Consider the following 16,165-nt stretch of genomic DNA (forward strand, 5'->3'; position numbering starts at 1 on the left):
TCCTCGATCGGCGCTACCTGACCGGCTTCTGCCGTGATAGGGGCGGCGCCGAGCATCGCATCCCATACTTCGATCGCAGCACTGCGGCCAATCGAGCCGCCATGGTCACAGCGGATGATGGCGCCGGCGGCGATCTGCTCATTGGTCAAGGGCAGGCGCACCAAGCCGGCCAGGTCGGTGCCTGGTGCTGGCGGCGCGCCGGCTTCGACGATCTCCATGACTTGCACTCGCTCGTGCTTGCCCGGCGCCCAGGAAAAGTCACAGCCGAGCTTTCCGATCTGGCCATGGTTCTGACTAGTCAGCAGCAGCGCCCACCGGCGAGGCGTGACGGTTGCGGCCGGCGGCGTGGTGCTGGGCGTGGCGCCGGCGGCGCGGGTGATTGCTTGGTCCATCACTTCTCCTCTCGGTATTTGCGGCGCGGCGTCGAGGCCGCTGCCAGTTTCGCTTCTGCTTTGCTGCGGAGGGCATGCTCGAGCGCGAGCAGCGCCTCCGTTACGGCCAGGTCTTGGTACAGCCTGCGGGCCAGCTTCTCCGGACAATGGTAGGTGATGCGCAGTTCTTCGAAGGTCACGGCTCCCCATCCCCATACATCTGGTAGGCGCCGCGCATGGCCTCGGCATCCTCGACGCGCTGGACTTCGGCGACGATAATCAGGAAGGCCATCACCAGCACTAGGGCCTGGGCGAATCGGCGCTTCACAGCGGCCACCCGTTCACGATTAGCGCGGTGCACACGACCACCAGGGCTAGCACCTTGATCGAGAAGCGCCGGGCGGCGGCGATGTCGTGCTCGCTGTATGGGCCGTTCATGGCTGTTCTCCCAGCGCGGCCAGGGCGGCGCGCAGCTTGGAATCGGCCGCGGACATTTCGCGCTGGACGCGGGACAGCGTTGCCTGCGCGGCGAGCACCACCAGCATCGGCGCGCGCGACACCTCATCTACCGGGATGGTGAACAGCGTGCGCATCTCGAAGCGCTCCGGCGAGGCTTGCACGTAAGCGAGCAGTTCCTCGGTCTTAATGTCCGACCAGAGGCGGTGGCGCTCGTCGTGCGGGCGGTACTGGTGGACCGCGCTCGACGCGGGCAGCGGCGTGCCGTCCTCGCCCCACCATAGCGGCTGGTCGGGCAGGGGCAGGTCGTCGACGCGGCGCTGCAGCGCGCCAGGTGCTGCTGTGCTGGTGGTGGTCATTTCGTGGAGCTCCTTGGGCTGGCGTTGGCGAAAGACTTCTCTACGGCGACTTCGCGCTGGTAGCGGCTTGACTGCGCATTGACGCGCGACTGGCGGACGGCATCGCGGTCGGCCGGCGTCATGGCCTGCCAGTCAGCGCTCGGCACGCGGCGGGTGCGGCTCTTCTTCATGCCTTTGCCTCCCCGCCAAGCGCTTCGACCACGTCGGCCAGCATCCTGGCCAGCTCGCCCGACATCAGCGCGAAGTCGCTGTCGAAACGCTCGTCGGCGTCATGCGTAGGCGCGTTGCTCTCCTTGAGCACGTCCAGCGGCTTCACGCCCTTGATGGCCAGCGTCTCATCAAGCACAAAGCTGATGCGGTCGTTCCAGGTCATGGCGAGGCGTGTGCACTGCTTGCCGGCTGCGATGTGGCGGCGGATGTCGTCCGGCTCGAGCGTGTGCGACTTGTACCCGACCTGCGCGCGGCTCTCGCCGGTGGCGCGCAGCGTTGCATCCCGGTCGATCGTGAAGCCGTACGGCGCCTCGTCGACCTCCAGCCAGCCAGTCATCACGGCCATGGGTGACTTCTGCACGCGCAGCGACTCCAGCGGCATCTTGTCCACCGCTTTGAGCAGCAGCTTGACCACGTCGTTGGCCTTGGCCGGGCTGGCCGCATCGACCACCAGCCAGCCATTGACCGGATCGATCCACACCGCGACCGCTGTTCGGATCGGGAACGCGCGCGGCAGCAACTCGTCGGTGACCCGCTCCTTCAGATCTTTCATTGCCTTCTTCCCCGGCCGGAAGCCTTGCTGCTCTTCGAGTTCGTCGGCACGCGCAGCGGTGACCTGGTTGATCACCTTCGCCGGCAGCACCTTCTTCTCGGTGACCAGCTGCAGCAGGAACTGGCCGTTCACCGCGTGCACCAGAGCGCCGTCGGCACCGCGTGGACGGTCCCAGCCTTGGCGAAGCAGCTCGTTGCTCGATGCCGGTGCGAACATCTGCGGCAGCAGGGCCTCGGCCAGGCGATCGGCGGTCATCGCGTACGGCGCCGGGAGGCGGTAAATCTGGAGGTTGCGGAACATCGTCAGGTCCTTGTGGTTGGCGTGGTTATGGCTGCGGTGCGGCCGGGTCGATCGCTCCGCCCAAGCAGATCAGGCTGAACAGCAGGGCCAGCATCACGCGGGGGTGGCGCTCGCACCAGTCGAGGCGGAAAAAGAGCAGGAAGTTGATCATCGTGTTCTCCGGTGTCGGGTCAGTGGGCGTCGCGCAGGTCGGTCAGGCGCTGGATCGCGGCACGCACGATGGCGGCCATGGTCGCGGCGTCCGCATTAGGGTGATCGGCGTAGTGCTCGGTCACATTGCGCCGGCCGCCGCCACCGACGCCAACGGAGACGGTCTGCTCCTCTGCGTCGTGGCGAATGCTCAGGCCCAGCTCGGTGCTGAGCGGGCCGGCCGAGTTCCAGTTGCGGCGCCAGTGCGGCGGCACCTGAGGTGCCACGGTCGAGAAGGTCAGCCGCGGCGAGCTCGCGCTGCCGAAGTGGTTCGCGGTGCGCGCGCCCACCTGCAGCGGCGCGTCCATCGCCAGCGTGGCTGGTGCCTTGAACGTGCGCTTCCACTTCGGATGAAGCTTCGCCAGCGCGATCTCGTCGGCGAAGACTTCTTTCAGGTATTCGTTGTCCCACTGCTTGGTCATTGCGATCTCCAGTTCTGCGGCTCGGGAGGTGCTGAGCTCGCTTCGTTGACCTCATTATTAGGCATCCCTAAAAACAAATCAATAAAAATATTGAGGTATGCCGAAATATTTAGGTAAAATGGGTCCATCAGCCGATTCTGGCTGTTTGCACGCCTGGAGCAGGGAGGGGAAACCGCCGACGCCCAGGCCTAAGAGCCAAGGACGTCCGGCAGGGGCACAGCGTGGGTGGGTCGTAGAGCGCGCCGGGGGCAGGTGGAAACACCTGGATAGTCTGCGAACAAGCGAAAGTGTCCGAAGGCGAAAGCATGGGATGCGGTAGCTCTCCACACAAGCCGATTTCTTGTCGGCCTATAGGGAGGGTTACGCTCTGGAACCGAGGCTCTGCTGGGATAAAACGAAGCCAGTAACTTAGAAATACCTACCTGAACAGCCAAGAACAGAACCTGAACAGTACCTCTACAGGGTGCGTAGGAAAAAGGCCCGAAAATGTCGCAAAAATTGACGCTCGCGCGCTACCTGGAGGGCAGGGGATTAGTGAAGTCGCTGACCCGAATCGAGGCAGAGGCCTTCGGCGTACCGTACCCGCTGGTGTCGGGCTGGCCGTCTCGGTACGGTCCGGTGGAGATCACCGATGCGATGCTGCAAGATTTGGCGACCCGCGTCGCGCGCGCTAAGCGGTCGACCGCGATCAAGGCGCAGCGCGGGCTAGAGGGGGTGGCGCACATGTCGTCGATCGCATTGGTTTCAGATAAGTCCCCTCAGCAGGAAATTAACGTAGCGCGGCGACCGGGGGCAGCTACTGCATTTCCAGGATTTACAGTGCGTACTGCACGGCGTTATTGCGTACTTTGATTGCATTAAGGAAATGTGGAAATGCCCCGACTAGCGGGGCACTGTTGGTAACAAGTGAGGGTATACCTTACGTCCTCAAGTGTTTTTTTCGTCTGGTTTATCTGAAGGTTGGATAAAGTTTGGAGCTGGAGTGATCGTTACATCGGACAATAGTCGGGATAAGTAATCCGTTTGCAGGTCATAGCCGTGTTTTAATCCTGCCGCGTTCTCAGTGGCAAATGCAAGGATATTTCTACACATTTCCAGAAGAGCTCCTGTCGGAATAATCACGCGCTGTTGTGTGGCGCGTATCTCTCTCCCATCTTCAGTGGCACCGTCCATCGAGTAGAATGTAATTTTTGAGATAGGTGAGCCCAAAAACATTTCATGAACGCCATCGGCATATACCTCGGGTAGCTTTCCCGTGTCTTTTACGATATGTCCGCTAGTTAGCACCGATTGAGATTCCATAATGATTATGCCCGAATTTTAAGACTTGTTAAATTGGCTTTGGGTGATGTCACAGAAACGATAAAGGGTCGATTCGTGTTCGATGAGGGTACACGCAGTACGATACTAGAGCTCGCCGCATTGATTTTTGGGAGTGACTCGTGCCTAGATTCGCAGACCAACCGCTCTGACGATAGACCAATAAAATCATTGACCGCATCGCTAATTGAATTAAATGAAACAAATAAGTTGACATCAAAAGATTGGGCCAACTTTCTCAATGTCTTTAGCGTGAGCGATTCAAAGTCAGCCGATTCTATTTTTGAAATTCTAGCTTGCTTCATTCCAGATTGATTTGCCAAATCATCTTGGGTCCATCCACGGGAATTACGTAGTGCCCGCACCTGGGCAGCAATTCTCATGTTTGAATTTTCTTCCAAGTAAGCATGTGCGTACTCAGCATCTTCGAAATCTTCCGCTAGTTCTTTACGCAGTTCATTCATGTGTGCACCTCCTGTTTTTATTTCCTGCAACGGTCGCCTTGCGAACGTTTGCAGTTTCCGGGGCGTCCTTCGGCTCAAATTCATTGCCGATCTCTTTCGCGCCCATTAGGAATGTATATTCATCTTCTCCATGCGGCCCTCTACAAAGGAGAGGGCGAAGTTGAACGTTTCCTTTAACTCTAATTTTTCTGATGCCGCGCACTGGCGTGTCTGTCAATACCTCCGGGAACAATTCTTCACCGTGCAGTCGCAACATATCAATTTTAGATTTAAGCTTAGCTTTTTGTATTTTTTCTAGCTGTTTTGTCCATAACTTGAACTGATTCTCGCCAGCCGCGTCTAGGTAGTCGTACAAGTCGTAGGGCATATCACAAATTAATTATATCAGTCAATGCGGCCGCGAGTGCGGACGTTACAAAATTGTTGGCCTGCATCAGTGTGATAGTGGCCAACAGCAATGATAAAGCTTAAAGTTGTCAAAATAGTCACCAATACTCACGCGTCACGGTATTAGGCTCGTACCTCACCGGCTTGAGGCATTGGTCCTCGCCAATCGCCACAACCCATGCAGCCGGCTGACATCGGTACGGAGGGCGCCGAAACCGTTCTTGAAGTGGAAGGATCCACGCGGCAAGGAGAAGGAAAACTCATCTCCTTTGCCCCAGTTCTTGAAGTAGGGCGGCATCTCGGCACCGCCGAACTCGGCCAGGCCGGCGATGCGCTGCTGGCAGGCGAGCAGCGCGGCGCTGACCGCTCGATCGTGTACCTGGCTATCGCTCGGTACCGCCACACGGTAGACGATCAAGCCGACCAGGGTGACGATGGCGGCCAGCGCTCCGAACGCGAACCATTCCCGCGGGCCGAGTAGCGACGGCCGGTTACTCGCTGCTGCAGCCGCTTTCGCCTGGTGCTCGCGCAGGAACGGCGGGTCCATGAAGGTCTGGCACTGCGGGCAGTTGATCAGCCCTGGGACGGTGATGTGGGTTTTGCAGCCTGGGCACTGGACCGATGCCATCGTTTACCCCTATGCGCGCTTACACGCACTTGAATGTCAGTTCAGCCTTCGGGTAGTTCCCCAGGATGAAAGGCGGCTGCGCCTCCTTTTCACCGGTGACCGAGGCGGTTTTGCCTTTCCCGGTACAGAATGCGCCAGCCTCGGCCATCGCCTCGGCCTTCAGGGTTCCGGATCCAGAGAATCCGGTTGCCGCCTGCCTGGACACAAAGAAGGTATCTGGGCCCATGGCGACGACGCCAGAATTGCTGGCGCAGCCGGTGAGAGCAATGGCGGCGCCTACGAACAGAATATATTTCAAGGTAATTCCTAACTCGGCATCTAAGCGTGCCGTTTCGCTCGCGCAAATGCATGAAAGCACGGCGCGTGGAATTTCGTTTATGCGCTGGCCTGCAACGCAGCACCACAGCGGCCACACTCAACATCATCACCGCTGCCCATACTGCGACACTTCGGGCAAATCGAGACCGCAGAGGGCTCAGCTGCAGCTGGAGCGGCCTGCTTCTCGTTCAAGAAATCGAGCAGGCCCTCTCCGTCTTTCAGGGCAACCGGCGCCGGCGCGGGAGCAGCAGGGCGCATTGAGGCGAAGCCGGTCAAGATCGCGCCTACGACAGAAAGCACTCCAGCAAAGATCAGCAGGTTTTGTCGCTGTTCCATGAGGCCAACGTTTGCTACGCTCATGGCCGGCGTGCGGATCCCGTAGCCGAAGTCCTTGGACTCCACGTCGACATGGACCTTCATATTCAGCGCAAATACGCTGAGCGCCAGGCCGGCCACGAGAATGAGGATGCCGAAGAACTTCATGTTGATACCCTGTAAAGATCCGATGGATCGCGCGAGTATAGATGAGCAAGGGCAGCTAAATTCTCGCCAATGTCCACAATCTTAAAATGGCAGGTCTGGCTCGACCAGTTCAGGTAGCGGCTCCCACTCCACCGGCTCCATGGAGTTCCACTCGACCAGGTCGGCCACATAGGGCGCGGTCGGAAAGTCCGAAAAGCCGGCCGCGTCCTGGAGATCCATGTACTCGAACGATACCAGCAAGATCGGCAGGATCCCGAACCGCGGCTGCAGCTCACGCAAAGTCCGCGTGGCGCGGGGATTGACCAGGCATGCGCGGTCGACCTTCACCACTGCCACGCGAACGCAGCAGAGGTCCATAACTACGCACCGCACTAATAGTGCTCTCGCTCACTTCGAACTACGCGGCCGATGATGATGCATTCGGCGCCCCTGCATAGTTTCCGATGGAATTGCTGCTGATTCGGATTGTCAGACGTCAGCCACCAGTCGCCGGCATCGCGAGACAGGCGCTTAATTACGTCCTCGCCCTCATAGTTGATGACGAACACAGCACCGTCAAAAGGCTCCGTGTCCTTCTTGTTGATGAACACCGTGTCGCCCTCATTGAATGTGGGTTCCATGCTGCGTCCACGGACACGAATTGCGATCAGGTTCTCGGCCCGCAGTTGCCGACGTCGCAGCCAATCGGCAGGGACGGTCGCGGTCGTGCCATCGTATGGCTCCGGCTCGACTCCAAAACCGCTCACGCCGGCTGAAACGAGCAGCCGAACCTTCGGGATGTGCACGAAGGTGGGGCTGTCTGGATCGGCGGCCAGGACTGGTTTGAGATCATCAATACGATCAGGCGATGGCGCCTTCGCGGGCCCCGCGCCCTTGCCATGCAAAAGCCACGTCGGATCAATTCCCAGTACCTCGCAGACCTTGGTTAGTCGAATCCCTGATATTTCTTTAATACCGCCATCAGCCACGCTTTTTTCCCAGTCGGTCGCGGTCGGTGCCGAGATGCGAACTGCCTTCGCAAATTCGCTTTTGCTCATGCCTTTCGCGGTGCGTGCTGCAGCCAATCGTTGTTTCCATTCTTCCATTAGGCAATCCTAATCTTTTTTTGATGAGGCAAGCCTAAAAACGCTTGCTTTGTAATTTAGGTATGCCTAAAATAGGCCAATGGAACGAGAGACCACGCCCGACGAAATCATTGACGCCCTGGGCGGGACGTCAGAAGTAGCGCGCCTTTGTGAGATCCAGCCTCCTTCGGTATCCGAATGGCGCAAGTTAGGCATACCGAAAGCGCAGCTCAAATTTCTTAGGCTTGCGCGTCCGGCTGTCTTCGTCGCGCTTGGACTAGCTGATCCGCCTCCAGCTCGCCGCTCCACCGATCCGTGCCCGGTTCGTGAGTAGAAAAAAGCCGACCAAGCAACCTCTAGCAAACAGCCGTTTCAACCATTCCTGTAACCCGCATCACTAGGAGAAAACCATGAACAACCCGAACGCCAAAACCATCTCGGTCAAAGGCTACCTGTCGCCGGACGTCTACCTGGCCATGAAGGCCGTCTTCGATCCGGTCGGTTTGTCGATGAGCGCCGCGATCGGCTTGAGCCTTCAGCAGCTGTCGTCTTCGATCCGCGAACTCGACCCTGCACATCGTACCCGGCGGGAGGGTCCCGGACGTATGCCCAAAACGGGCCCGATCCGGACCTGGCCGCCGTCGAGTGCGCGCCGGACGCGCGGCGGCGCCCCCAAGCCTTTTATGCGGGTTTGAAGGCTTCCGGGTGTTGGGCGTATCGAAAAGCGAATAAGGGGAGGGAGGTAGATGGACGAACAAAAGGACACGGACAAGGTGGTGGCGAAGGCGCGCAAGTGGGCGTCGAGCCGGCGCGCCAAGGCCGCAGCCACCGGCACAGATCGGGAGCGCGCGCAGTCTCGCCACCGGCAGGACGGTAATGAGTTGGCGGAGGCGGTCGAGAAGCTTGAGAAGAGCTTCCAGAAACAGTCGACGTAGGCAGCACCCAGGCGGCGGGATGGCGCCGTCACCAATACGGAGGAGTGAACTTGAAAAACGTACCGAGGCTGTTGGACATCCTGCGCGAGCGGTTCCGGATCAAGAACGATGCGGCGCTGGCGCGGGAGTTGGGCATCACCCCGCCGCAGATCAGCAAGCTGCGCAGCGGCGCACCGCTGGGCCCGACCGTGATCTTGAGCATTCACGAGCACCTGGGCGTCCCGGTCAAAGAAATACGCGAGCTGGCGGAGTAAAGCCCGCTCGCCACCAATAGCACGATACCCCGGCGCCAGTCCGCAAGTCTGCGCCGGATCAGAAAAGGAGAGTGGATGGATCAACCCGAAGAAAGCGGCAGCACGCCGGCGCCGATCGAGCCGGGTCATGTGATGAGCCGCGAGAAATACGAACAGATGCTCGAAGAGCAGCAGATGTGAAAAGACCCGGCTGCAACCGGGTCCCGTAAAGCAAATTCCTTGGAAGGAAATCAAATGTTAGCACAATCGAATCCACCGGCGGTGCACGCCGGTGAGGCCCAGTCTTCGCCCGGCGCGTTGGCTACAATCCGCCAGTGGTCCACTGAGCCGCCGGAACCAGAGGCGCACTCGCTGTCCGAACTGGCCAGCGCACACCAGTGGCTCCGTCCAGGCGATGTCGTGTACACCGTTGACGTCCGCCGCCACACCCTCACCGAGTCGGACCTGAATGCGGCTGCGCGCGCCGTGATCGGTGGTGAATCATGACCGTCAATAAGCACGCCAACCTGAGTCTGACGGCGAAGCTGTTGCCGATCATCGCGCCCTTCATCGCCAAGGCAGACATCCGCTATTACCTCAACGCGATCAACGTCCGCCCGCACAAGGACGGCGGCGCCATCATCTGTGCCACGAATGGTCATGCGCTCGGCGCAATCTACGACAAGGATGCAGTCTGCGAGCATGAGGTCATCCTGCGCTTCGATTCGAGGATGCAGCAGGCTTGTGCGGCCGGCCTGAAAGATGACCGTCGCATCGTCATGATCGGCGATCGGCTCGCGGTGGTCGAAAATGGCGACAGTGACGTCTATATCCAGCCAGGCCGCCCAGAAGTCGAAGCAACCTACCCACGGTATGAGCGCGTGATCCCGAAAGCGGACGTGCTTGAGCCGGGGCTGCCTGGAATGTTCGGCGCACCAGTCATTGAACTGGCGCAGAAGGCCGCAGCCGCCGCAGGCAAGATGCTGAGGCGCAGTACGCGCGGTGCTGTCGGCATGAACTTTTACACGAGCAAGGACACCACAGGCTCCAGCGCCGTGTTTCGTCTGGACTGCGCGCCCGATTTCATCGGGGTGCTGATGTCGATGCGAGACGACAGCAAACTGGGCGCAACGCCAGCTTGGGTCTCTACCTTGCCCGCCGGTGACGATCTCGTCGCCATGACGAACCCCGCACCTGCAGAGGAAAAAGCCGAGGTGCCAGCATGACCCGCGCCAGCTACGTCACCCCTGGCCAGACCGCTGCGCGCATCGACAACCTACGCCGCCTGGTCGCCGCGCTGTTGGTCGGCCCACTGAGCCGCGAGGCCATCGGTAACATCCTCGAAATGGGCCCATCGGGCGTGCGCAAGTACCTCGCCGACCTGGGTGAGCGCGTCACCTCCGTGCGCGGCGCAGAAGGCCTCATGTGCTACCTGACCATCACGCCGGACCAGGCCCGGGCCTACCTGGCCCAGCTTGCCGCCGCGCCGGTATCGCGCCCCACCGGCCTGCCGAAGCGCGCGAAGGATGTCGCCACCATCGGCGCCGGCCGCCACATCCATGTCATGCAGGACGACAGCCACTTCGCGGTGCGCCTGCACTCGGCACCGGCAGCGCGCGATCCGCTAGTTGCCGCGCTCTTCGGCCAGCGTGCGGTGGAGGTGCGTCCATGAAAGCAATCGACCTGTTCGCCGGCGCCGGTGGGTTCAGTACCGGGGCTGGCATGGCCGGCATCGAAGTCGTGTGGGCCGCCAACCACTGGCCGGCCGCCGTCGCGATCCACTCGCAGAATCACCCTGGCGCCGCGCATCTGTGCCAGGACCTTCAGCAGGCAAACTGGCGGGACGTGCCCGCGCACGACATCCTGCTGGCGTCGCCGTGCTGCCAAGGCCACAGCAAGGCGCGCGGCAAGGCCAACGGCAACCCGCAGCACGACGCCAGCCGTTCGACCGCCTGGGCCGTCGTATCGGCCGCTGAATACCACCGGCCGCCGTTCGCTGTAATCGAAAACGTGCCCGAGTTCACGTCCTGGGCCCTGTATCCAGCCTGGTGCGCAGCAATGGATGCATTGGGCTATGCGCTTGCGCCGATGATCGTCGACGCTGCTGACCACGGCACCCCGCAGCACCGCGAGCGCCTGTTCATCGTCGCCGTGCTCGCGAAGCATCCGCTGATGCTCGATCTGGAAAAGCGCCCGCACGTCCCTGCCAGCAGCTTCGTCAACTTCGGTACCGGCAACTGGCAGCCGATCGAGAAGCCTGGCCGCGCCGCGAACACACTGGCGCGCATCGCCGCCGGCCGCGCCGCCCATGGCGACCGCTTCATCAGCAGTTACTACGGCGCCGAGAAGGGTGGACGTGCGCTTTCGCGCCCGGTGGGCACCATCACGACGCGAGATCGGCACGCGATCATCGACGGCGATCGCATGCGTATGTTCTCGGCGCAGGAATGCCGCGCCGCGATGGGCTTCCCCGAGACGTACATCCTTCCGGCGAAGCACTCCGAGGCCGTGCACATGCTGGGCAACGCCGTGTGCCCGCCGGCCGCGCGTGACGTCATCGCCGCAATGCTGGAGGCCGCATGACGCCGCGGCGCGAAGAAGGCCGGTTTCTTCCGGGGCATAGCTACTCCCCAAGCACGCAATTCAAGAAGGGTGTGCACGCCGCTCCGACTACTGAGTTTAAGGCCGGCCAGGAGGCGCATAACCGCCTGCCGATAGGGTCGGTGCGCGTGCGCCGCGAGACGCACACTGGCCTGGATCGCGCATGGGTGAAGACCGCTGAGCCAAATGTGTGGCGCAAGCGCGCAGTTGTCGTTTGGGAGGCAGCTCATGGCCAGGTGCCGCGCGGATCCGTCGTGCACCATCGCGACCGGGACAGCTTGAACGACGATATCGGAAACCTGCAGGCGTTGACACGAAAGCAGCATGCTGAGGAACACAGGGACGAACTGCTGGCTGCCCGCGCGTGTTGCGCGCGCGAGCGGCAGATCACCGGGGTGGCCGCATGACCTGCATCCGCCACTCCATGCTCGGCTGCACTGCCTGCGGCCGACCACAGTGCCGCACGTCGCAAGCCACATCACAAAATTCAATTTTCGGAGGCCCGACCATGGGCAAGCACATCAATCCAACTCGCGCGGCTGGCCGCGGCACGCCAGCCTACGCCGCCGGCGAGTACCTGTACAAGCACGGCGCCACGACGGCGCGCCGGTTGTTCGAAGTCGTGGACTTCGGCCGCAAGAGCACTCCCAAGGAGGAAGCGCTGCAGCGCGCGCTGAGCTATGGCTGGCTGCTCGAGCGCGAGGGCAAGATCGACATCAGCCTGGCCGCCCGTGCTCACTTCGACGCGCTGGCCGGCGTCGAGGTCGTGCAGCCAGTTGGCCAGATCGCTGCGCTGCGCCAGGTACCCGACGTATTCACGCGCCCGCCGCTGAGCAAGAAGTACATCCCGAACCCGCGCGGCACCCGCCAGGACATCCCGGCGTGGTCGGTGCGCACTGGTCAATCGTTTCACACGAAAGCCTGACGATGGGTGCGATCTTACTCAGTACGCGCGTCAATCCATTCGTGCGCACGAACCGAGGCATCGCGTTTTGCCTCATCCGCTGTCTCGCAAATAAACCCATCCTTGATGCTTTCGCGGTGAACGAGCCCCGCGTCACCGGTCAAGCTCGGGTCATTTCGGCGGTGTATCGAAAACACACTGAAATAGCGATTCTCGGGCGCGGGAAGGGCGCCGACCACGATGAGGTAGTTGCCGTACTCCTGCGGCGGTTCCGTGTTCATAGGTGCTCCTTTGGTGGCGAGATGGGGATCGTAGCATGATGCGCCGCTCCTCTCTAAAGCAGGGCAAGCCCCTCGAGAGCAAGACGCCGATGGCGCGCGGCACCGGATTCAAGTCGCCCGTCGCCGGCGCCGGCCTGCTGCGCGTTGCTGCCGTCCAGGCACAGGCACGTGCCCGCGAGCCGAAGCCGCGCAAGCCGATCGCATCGCGCGGGATGAAGGGCCGCGCGCCCACCACTGACGAGGCCCGCTTCATGAGCGCGATCGCCGACCTGGGCTGCATCGCTTGCCGGAAGGATGGCTGGCACAACCCGGACGTCAGCGTGCACCACATCGATGGTCGCACGAAGCCGGGCGCGCATCTGCTGGTGCTCCCGCTGTGCGCTGGCCACCACCAGGACGGCACCGGCCCAAATCCGACGCTCATTGCGGTCCACCCGTACAAGGCGCGCTTCGAGGAGCGCTACGGCGCCCAGCTCGTGTTGCTGGCCGAGTGCCTGGCCATGATCAGAAATAACGAGACCGCGGCGGTTGCACCCGGCGCGGCCTCTGAACAAATCACAGTGGAGTAATTATGTCTGCCAATATTTTAAGCGATTACAACGATTTTCTCCGCGCCAAAATCAAGCTGGCGCCGCGCATGGGTTTCGACGTCCCGCTCGAGCAGATCAATCCGGGGCTGAAGCCGCACACCCGCGACATCGTCCGGTGGGCGCTGCAGGGCGGCCAGCGCGCAGTGTTCGCATCGTTCGGCCTGCACAAGACCAGCACGAACCTCGAGGTGATGCGCCAGATCGGCATCCACCGCCCGTGCCTGCGTCTGATCGTGCTCCCGCTGGGCGTGCGCCAGGAGTTCACCCGCGAGGTGGCGAAGCGCTTCACCGGCGATTGCGCGGTCGACCTGAAGTTCATCCGGTCGGACGCCGAGGTTGTTGGGCCCGAGACCATCTATATGACGAACTACGAATCGGTGCGGGATGGGAAGGTCGACGTCCGCCGCTTCGGCGCCGCGTCGCTGGACGAGGCGAGCATTCTGCGCAGCTTCGGCAGCAAGACCTATCAGGAGTTCCTGCCGCTGTTCGACCAGGTTGAGTTCAAGTTCGTCTTCACCGCTACGCCGAGCCCGAACCGATTCAAGGAGCTGATCCACTACGCCGGCTTCCTGGGCGTGATGGACACCGGCCAGGCGCTGACCCGATTCTTCCAGCGCGACAGCGAGAAGGCTGGCAACCTGACACTCTACCCGCACAAGGAAACCGAGTTCTGGCTGTGGGTGGCCAGCTGGGCGTGCTTTATTCGCCGCCCGAGCGACCTGGGCCACTCGGACGAGGGTTACGACCTGCCGCCGCTCGAGGTGCACTACCACGAGGTGCCGAGCGACTATGAGGCGGCCGGCGCCGAGAAGAACGGCCAGGGGCTGCTGATCCCGAACGTCGCCATGGGCCTGTCGGCCGCTGCTGGCGAGAAGCGGCAGAGCATGGCGGCGCGCGTCGCCAAGGTCGCCGAGATCGTCGCGGCGGATCCGGCGGACCACTTCGTGATCTGGCACGACCTCGAGGACGAGCGTCACGCCATCCAGGCGGCGCTGCCAGCCGCCGTGAGCGTGTGGGGCACGCAGGACCTGGACGAGCGAGAACAGCGCATTGCCGACTTCAGCGACGGCAAGTTCCAGATCCTGTCGACCAAGCCGATCATCGCCGGCTCTGGCTGCAACTTTCAGGTGTACTGCCACCGCGCGATCTTCGCTGGCATCGGGTTCAAGTTCAACGACTTCATCCAGGCCATCCACAGGATCCAGCGCTTCCAGCAGACGCACCCGGTCCGGATCGACATCATCCACACCGAGGTCGAGCGCGCGGTGCTGGCCGAACTGCAGGAAAAATGGCGTCGTCACGATGAGATGCAGGACAAGATGGGCGAGATCATCCGCACCTATGGGCTGGACCAGCTGTCGATGCAGGACAGCCTGGCACGCACGATTGGCGTCGAGCGGCACGTCGTCGCCGGCGAGCGCTTCACCGTGGCCAACAACGACTGCGTTCTGGAGGCGCTCGAGCAACCCGATAACTCGGTCGGCATGATCCTGACCAGCATCCCGTTCGCGAACCACTACGAATACACGCCCAGCTACAACGATTTCGGCCACACCCAGGACAACGGCCATTTCTGGGCGCAGATGGACTTCCTCACCCCGCAGCTGCACCGGATCCTGCAGCCGGGTCGCATTTACGCCTGCCACGTGAAGGACCGGATCAACTTCGGCAACGTGACCGGCGCCGGCGTGCCGACCGTCAGCCCGTTCCACGCCGAAGCGCTGTTTCACGGGATGAAGCACGGCTTCGACTACCTGGGCATGATCACGGTCGTCACGGATGTGGTGCGCGAGAACAACCAGACCTACCGTCTGGGCTACAGCGAAGTGTGCAAGGACGGCACGAAGATGGGCGTGGGCTCGCCAGAGTACATCCTGCTGTTCCACAAGCCGCAGACCGACCGCAGCCGCGGCTACGCCGACGTGCCGGTGACGAAGGCGAAGCCGCTGTGCCAGGCGGACGACGGTGGGCCGGTCGACTTCGACCGCAAGCTGGCGCCGATCCCTGGTACCGGCTACAGCGTAGCGCGCTGGCAGGTCGACGCCCATGCGTTCTGGCGCTCAAGCGGAGACCGCCTGCTGGGTGCGGAGGAGATCGCCGCCTATGGCCCGGCCAAGCTGGCCAAGATGTTCACCGACATGTCGCTTGCCAACGTCTATAACTATGAGCTGCACGTCGCTGTCGGCGAGCAGATGTTGGCCAACAAGGCTCTGCCGGCCGACTACCTCAGCTTGGCGCCGGGTAGCGCCGACCCGATGGTCTGGCATGACATCGTCCGGATGCGCACCCTCAATGGCGAGCAGTCAGCGCGCGCGGTGGAGAAACATGTTTGTCCGTTTCAAGTAGATATTGTTGATCGCCTTATCAACCGCTACAGCAATCCCGGCGACGTTGTGTATGACCCGTTTTGTGGGCTGGGCACGGTACCGGTCCGGGCCATGAAGCTGGGCCGCCGCGGCGGAGGTTCAGAGCTGAACCCGGGCTATTTCGCTGACCAGGTGCACTATTGCCGCGCAATGGAGCGCGAGCTCAGCATCCCAACATTGTTCGATTTCGAGGCTGTCGACGCGGAGCAGCCGGAGCGGGAGGCGGCATGAAAAAGGTGCGAACGAAGAAATACCGCCCGAAGTATGTTGCTCGCAACGTGCTGACGACCGTATTTGGCGGGATGAGCGGCGACCACATCGAGCACCTGCGCCTGATCCAGATTCGAAGCCACAAGGCGCTCGCCGACATGGCCAAGGGCGCCGGCACGCGGGAGGGCTGGGATCTGCTGGTCGGCGCGATCAACATGGCGAACGTGATGTGCGAGCAGGGCATCGGTGACGAGTTCCGCCAGGTCACGATCGCCGCGCGCGACGCGCTGCTGGAAGTGGGCAAGCGAATCCTGAAGCTCGACCGCGTGCTCATGAAGGGTGGCGAGCTCAATGCCATCCGCGAGGCGCTGGAGTGTCACGACGCCCAGCTCGAGAACGTGCGCGCCATCGACGTCGAGCGGGCCTGCCGAGAGGTCGATCGCCGGGTTCGCCATCACATCAATTCCACCAGCGTCGTTCGCGAGCTGGCCAGGGAAGCCGCCTGACGCGGCGCCATTGCA

30 protein-coding genes are annotated in these 16,165 nt (G+C 61.9%); 13 read left to right on the forward strand and 17 right to left on the reverse strand.

Annotation, left to right across the window (positions count from 1 at the left end):
- The 8 genes from AC56KW_RS24610 to AC56KW_RS24645 form a co-directional block, all read right to left on the reverse strand.
- A partial coding sequence (locus tag AC56KW_RS24610; RefSeq protein ID WP_497173257.1) for a hypothetical protein occupies window positions 1–392 on the reverse strand: 392 nt, incomplete at its 3' end.
- Window positions 392–571: a hypothetical protein gene (locus AC56KW_RS24615; protein ID WP_497173258.1), complete on the reverse strand. Its 180-nt coding sequence runs from the start codon at window positions 569–571 to the stop codon at window positions 392–394. The genes AC56KW_RS24615 and AC56KW_RS24610, both read right to left, overlap by 1 nt.
- On the reverse strand, window positions 568–699 hold the full coding sequence (locus AC56KW_RS24620; RefSeq protein WP_497173259.1) for a hypothetical protein: 132 nt from the start codon (window positions 697–699) through the stop codon (window positions 568–570). Before AC56KW_RS24620 ends, AC56KW_RS24615 begins: the two co-directional genes overlap by 4 nt.
- Window positions 700–805: 106 nt before the next feature.
- Entirely contained in the window at window positions 806–1,186 is a 381-nt protein-coding gene (locus tag AC56KW_RS24625; RefSeq protein WP_497173260.1) for a hypothetical protein, read from the reverse strand.
- On the reverse strand, window positions 1,183–1,356 hold the full coding sequence (locus AC56KW_RS24630) for a hypothetical protein (RefSeq protein ID WP_497173261.1): 174 nt from the start codon (window positions 1,354–1,356) through the stop codon (window positions 1,183–1,185). The genes AC56KW_RS24625 and AC56KW_RS24630 overlap by 4 nt, the downstream gene beginning before the upstream one ends.
- Window positions 1,353–2,249: a recombination-associated protein RdgC gene (locus AC56KW_RS24635; RefSeq protein WP_497173262.1), complete on the reverse strand. Its 897-nt coding sequence runs from the start codon at window positions 2,247–2,249 to the stop codon at window positions 1,353–1,355. Before AC56KW_RS24635 ends, AC56KW_RS24630 begins: the two co-directional genes overlap by 4 nt.
- 25 nt (window positions 2,250–2,274) lie before the next feature.
- Entirely contained in the window at window positions 2,275–2,400 is a 126-nt protein-coding gene (locus AC56KW_RS24640) for a hypothetical protein (RefSeq protein ID WP_497173263.1), read from the reverse strand.
- A gap of 19 nt (window positions 2,401–2,419) precedes the next feature.
- On the reverse strand, window positions 2,420–2,860 hold the full coding sequence (locus tag AC56KW_RS24645; protein WP_497173264.1) for a hypothetical protein: 441 nt from the start codon (window positions 2,858–2,860) through the stop codon (window positions 2,420–2,422).
- Window positions 2,861–3,346: 486 nt separating this feature from the next.
- Here AC56KW_RS24645 and AC56KW_RS24650 point away from each other — a divergent pair, with 486 nt between their 5' ends.
- Entirely contained in the window at window positions 3,347–3,712 is a 366-nt protein-coding gene (locus AC56KW_RS24650; protein WP_497173265.1) for a hypothetical protein, read from the forward strand.
- A gap of 75 nt (window positions 3,713–3,787) precedes the next feature.
- Here the strand turns inward: AC56KW_RS24650 and AC56KW_RS24655 are convergent, their stop codons facing one another.
- The 8 genes from AC56KW_RS24655 to AC56KW_RS24690 form a co-directional block, all read right to left on the reverse strand.
- Complete coding sequence (locus AC56KW_RS24655; protein WP_497173266.1) at window positions 3,788–4,162, reverse strand: hypothetical protein; 375 nt, start codon at window positions 4,160–4,162, stop codon at window positions 3,788–3,790.
- A 5-nt stretch (window positions 4,163–4,167) separates the two neighbouring features.
- Window positions 4,168–4,644, reverse strand: a complete 477-nt coding sequence (locus AC56KW_RS24660) for a helix-turn-helix domain-containing protein (RefSeq protein ID WP_497173267.1) — start codon at window positions 4,642–4,644, stop codon at window positions 4,168–4,170.
- Window positions 4,637–5,011 carry a hypothetical protein gene (locus AC56KW_RS24665; protein WP_497173268.1) on the reverse strand — a complete coding sequence of 125 codons (375 nt, stop codon included), beginning with the start codon at window positions 5,009–5,011 and terminating at the stop codon, window positions 4,637–4,639. Before AC56KW_RS24665 ends, AC56KW_RS24660 begins: the two co-directional genes overlap by 8 nt.
- Before the next feature lie 156 nt (window positions 5,012–5,167).
- Window positions 5,168–5,659, reverse strand: a complete 492-nt coding sequence (locus AC56KW_RS24670; protein WP_497173269.1) for a hypothetical protein — start codon at window positions 5,657–5,659, stop codon at window positions 5,168–5,170.
- A 19-nt stretch (window positions 5,660–5,678) separates the two neighbouring features.
- Window positions 5,679–5,957 (reverse strand): hypothetical protein, encoded by a 279-nt coding sequence (locus AC56KW_RS24675; protein ID WP_497173270.1) that lies wholly within the window; start codon window positions 5,955–5,957, stop codon window positions 5,679–5,681.
- A gap of 77 nt (window positions 5,958–6,034) precedes the next feature.
- Window positions 6,035–6,460, reverse strand: coding sequence for a hypothetical protein (locus AC56KW_RS24680; protein WP_497173271.1), 426 nt, complete (start codon window positions 6,458–6,460; stop codon window positions 6,035–6,037).
- Window positions 6,461–6,541: 81 nt separating this feature from the next.
- Window positions 6,542–6,790 (reverse strand): hypothetical protein, encoded by a 249-nt coding sequence (locus AC56KW_RS24685; RefSeq protein ID WP_497173272.1) that lies wholly within the window; start codon window positions 6,788–6,790, stop codon window positions 6,542–6,544.
- A gap of 41 nt (window positions 6,791–6,831) precedes the next feature.
- Window positions 6,832–7,545: an XRE family transcriptional regulator gene (locus AC56KW_RS24690; RefSeq protein WP_497173273.1), complete on the reverse strand. Its 714-nt coding sequence runs from the start codon at window positions 7,543–7,545 to the stop codon at window positions 6,832–6,834.
- Window positions 7,546–7,934: 389 nt separating this feature from the next.
- Between AC56KW_RS24690 and AC56KW_RS24695 the strand changes: the two genes are divergently transcribed.
- From AC56KW_RS24695 to AC56KW_RS24735, 9 genes are all read left to right on the forward strand, one after another.
- Entirely contained in the window at window positions 7,935–8,219 is a 285-nt protein-coding gene (locus AC56KW_RS24695) for a hypothetical protein (RefSeq protein ID WP_497173274.1), read from the forward strand.
- Window positions 8,220–8,270: 51 nt separating this feature from the next.
- Window positions 8,271–8,459 carry a hypothetical protein gene (locus tag AC56KW_RS24700; RefSeq protein WP_497173275.1) on the forward strand — a complete coding sequence of 63 codons (189 nt, stop codon included), beginning with the start codon at window positions 8,271–8,273 and terminating at the stop codon, window positions 8,457–8,459.
- 50 nt (window positions 8,460–8,509) lie between these two features.
- Window positions 8,510–8,713, forward strand: coding sequence for a helix-turn-helix domain-containing protein (locus AC56KW_RS24705; protein ID WP_497173276.1), 204 nt, complete (start codon window positions 8,510–8,512; stop codon window positions 8,711–8,713).
- Window positions 8,714–8,947: 234 nt separating this feature from the next.
- Complete coding sequence (locus AC56KW_RS24710) at window positions 8,948–9,199, forward strand: hypothetical protein (protein WP_497173277.1); 252 nt, start codon at window positions 8,948–8,950, stop codon at window positions 9,197–9,199.
- A complete protein-coding gene (locus AC56KW_RS24715; RefSeq protein WP_497173278.1) occupies window positions 9,196–9,918 on the forward strand; it encodes a hypothetical protein in 723 nt (240 codons plus the stop codon). The genes AC56KW_RS24710 and AC56KW_RS24715 overlap by 4 nt, the downstream gene beginning before the upstream one ends.
- A complete protein-coding gene (locus tag AC56KW_RS24720; protein WP_497173279.1) occupies window positions 9,915–10,364 on the forward strand; it encodes a hypothetical protein in 450 nt (149 codons plus the stop codon). The genes AC56KW_RS24715 and AC56KW_RS24720 overlap by 4 nt, the downstream gene beginning before the upstream one ends.
- Window positions 10,361–11,275 (forward strand): DNA cytosine methyltransferase, encoded by a 915-nt coding sequence (locus AC56KW_RS24725; protein WP_497173280.1) that lies wholly within the window; start codon window positions 10,361–10,363, stop codon window positions 11,273–11,275. The genes AC56KW_RS24720 and AC56KW_RS24725 overlap by 4 nt, the downstream gene beginning before the upstream one ends.
- Window positions 11,272–11,700 (forward strand): HNH endonuclease signature motif containing protein, encoded by a 429-nt coding sequence (locus tag AC56KW_RS24730; RefSeq protein WP_497173281.1) that lies wholly within the window; start codon window positions 11,272–11,274, stop codon window positions 11,698–11,700. Before AC56KW_RS24725 ends, AC56KW_RS24730 begins: the two co-directional genes overlap by 4 nt.
- Window positions 11,701–11,801: 101 nt before the next feature.
- A complete protein-coding gene (locus tag AC56KW_RS24735) occupies window positions 11,802–12,218 on the forward strand; it encodes a hypothetical protein (protein WP_497173282.1) in 417 nt (138 codons plus the stop codon).
- Between the two features lie 14 nt (window positions 12,219–12,232).
- On the opposite strand, the gene AC56KW_RS24740 is transcribed toward AC56KW_RS24735, so the two are convergent.
- Window positions 12,233–12,478 carry a hypothetical protein gene (locus tag AC56KW_RS24740; RefSeq protein WP_497173283.1) on the reverse strand — a complete coding sequence of 82 codons (246 nt, stop codon included), beginning with the start codon at window positions 12,476–12,478 and terminating at the stop codon, window positions 12,233–12,235.
- A gap of 35 nt (window positions 12,479–12,513) precedes the next feature.
- Between AC56KW_RS24740 and AC56KW_RS24745 the strand changes: the two genes are divergently transcribed.
- The 3 genes from AC56KW_RS24745 to AC56KW_RS24755 all read left to right on the forward strand — a co-directional run bounded on the left by AC56KW_RS24745 (window position 12,514) and on the right by AC56KW_RS24755 (window position 16,150).
- The gene (locus AC56KW_RS24745; protein WP_497173284.1) at window positions 12,514–13,047 is read left to right on the forward strand and encodes a Ref family recombination enhancement nuclease; all 534 of its coding nucleotides are present in this window, start codon (window positions 12,514–12,516) and stop codon (window positions 13,045–13,047) included.
- 68 nt (window positions 13,048–13,115) lie between these two features.
- Complete coding sequence (locus AC56KW_RS24750) at window positions 13,116–15,665, forward strand: DNA methyltransferase (protein WP_497173285.1); 2,550 nt, start codon at window positions 13,116–13,118, stop codon at window positions 15,663–15,665.
- Complete coding sequence (locus tag AC56KW_RS24755) at window positions 15,662–16,150, forward strand: hypothetical protein (protein WP_497173286.1); 489 nt, start codon at window positions 15,662–15,664, stop codon at window positions 16,148–16,150. Before AC56KW_RS24750 ends, AC56KW_RS24755 begins: the two co-directional genes overlap by 4 nt.
- Window positions 16,151–16,165: the final 15 nt, after the last annotated feature.

Source organism: Telluria sp. RT2P19 (assembly GCF_059685725.1).

Bases quoted from the DNA above. Each gene is read 5' to 3' on its own strand.
- AC56KW_RS24625 (WP_497173260.1), bottom strand. From the start codon at position 1,186: ATGACCACCACCAGCACAGCAGCACCTGGCGCGCTGCAGCGCCGCGTC.
- AC56KW_RS24690 (WP_497173273.1), bottom strand. From the start codon at position 7,545: ATGGAAGAATGGAAACAACGATTGGCTGCAGCACGCACCGCGAAAGGC.
- AC56KW_RS24640 (WP_497173263.1), bottom strand. From the start codon at position 2,400: ATGATCAACTTCCTGCTCTTTTTCCGCCTCGACTGGTGCGAGCGCCAC.
- AC56KW_RS24695 (WP_497173274.1), top strand. From the start codon at position 7,935: ATGAACAACCCGAACGCCAAAACCATCTCGGTCAAAGGCTACCTGTCG.
- AC56KW_RS24670 (WP_497173269.1), bottom strand. From the start codon at position 5,659: ATGGCATCGGTCCAGTGCCCAGGCTGCAAAACCCACATCACCGTCCCA.
- AC56KW_RS24735 (WP_497173282.1), top strand. From the start codon at position 11,802: ATGGGCAAGCACATCAATCCAACTCGCGCGGCTGGCCGCGGCACGCCA.
- AC56KW_RS24710 (WP_497173277.1), top strand. From the start codon at position 8,948: ATGTTAGCACAATCGAATCCACCGGCGGTGCACGCCGGTGAGGCCCAG.
- AC56KW_RS24680 (WP_497173271.1), bottom strand. From the start codon at position 6,460: ATGAAGTTCTTCGGCATCCTCATTCTCGTGGCCGGCCTGGCGCTCAGC.
- AC56KW_RS24725 (WP_497173280.1), top strand. From the start codon at position 10,361: ATGAAAGCAATCGACCTGTTCGCCGGCGCCGGTGGGTTCAGTACCGGG.
- AC56KW_RS24700 (WP_497173275.1), top strand. From the start codon at position 8,271: ATGGACGAACAAAAGGACACGGACAAGGTGGTGGCGAAGGCGCGCAAG.
- AC56KW_RS24655 (WP_497173266.1), bottom strand. From the start codon at position 4,162: ATGGAATCTCAATCGGTGCTAACTAGCGGACATATCGTAAAAGACACG.
- AC56KW_RS24665 (WP_497173268.1), bottom strand. From the start codon at position 5,011: ATGCCCTACGACTTGTACGACTACCTAGACGCGGCTGGCGAGAATCAG.
- AC56KW_RS24715 (WP_497173278.1), top strand. From the start codon at position 9,196: ATGACCGTCAATAAGCACGCCAACCTGAGTCTGACGGCGAAGCTGTTG.
- AC56KW_RS24645 (WP_497173264.1), bottom strand. From the start codon at position 2,860: ATGACCAAGCAGTGGGACAACGAATACCTGAAAGAAGTCTTCGCCGAC.
- AC56KW_RS24740 (WP_497173283.1), bottom strand. From the start codon at position 12,478: ATGAACACGGAACCGCCGCAGGAGTACGGCAACTACCTCATCGTGGTC.
- AC56KW_RS24650 (WP_497173265.1), top strand. From the start codon at position 3,347: ATGTCGCAAAAATTGACGCTCGCGCGCTACCTGGAGGGCAGGGGATTA.
- AC56KW_RS24630 (WP_497173261.1), bottom strand. From the start codon at position 1,356: ATGAAGAAGAGCCGCACCCGCCGCGTGCCGAGCGCTGACTGGCAGGCC.
- AC56KW_RS24720 (WP_497173279.1), top strand. From the start codon at position 9,915: ATGACCCGCGCCAGCTACGTCACCCCTGGCCAGACCGCTGCGCGCATC.
- AC56KW_RS24730 (WP_497173281.1), top strand. From the start codon at position 11,272: ATGACGCCGCGGCGCGAAGAAGGCCGGTTTCTTCCGGGGCATAGCTAC.
- AC56KW_RS24635 (WP_497173262.1), bottom strand. From the start codon at position 2,249: ATGTTCCGCAACCTCCAGATTTACCGCCTCCCGGCGCCGTACGCGATG.
- AC56KW_RS24745 (WP_497173284.1), top strand. From the start codon at position 12,514: ATGATGCGCCGCTCCTCTCTAAAGCAGGGCAAGCCCCTCGAGAGCAAG.
- AC56KW_RS24750 (WP_497173285.1), top strand. From the start codon at position 13,116: ATGGGTTTCGACGTCCCGCTCGAGCAGATCAATCCGGGGCTGAAGCCG.
- AC56KW_RS24755 (WP_497173286.1), top strand. From the start codon at position 15,662: ATGAAAAAGGTGCGAACGAAGAAATACCGCCCGAAGTATGTTGCTCGC.
- AC56KW_RS24660 (WP_497173267.1), bottom strand. From the start codon at position 4,644: ATGAATGAACTGCGTAAAGAACTAGCGGAAGATTTCGAAGATGCTGAG.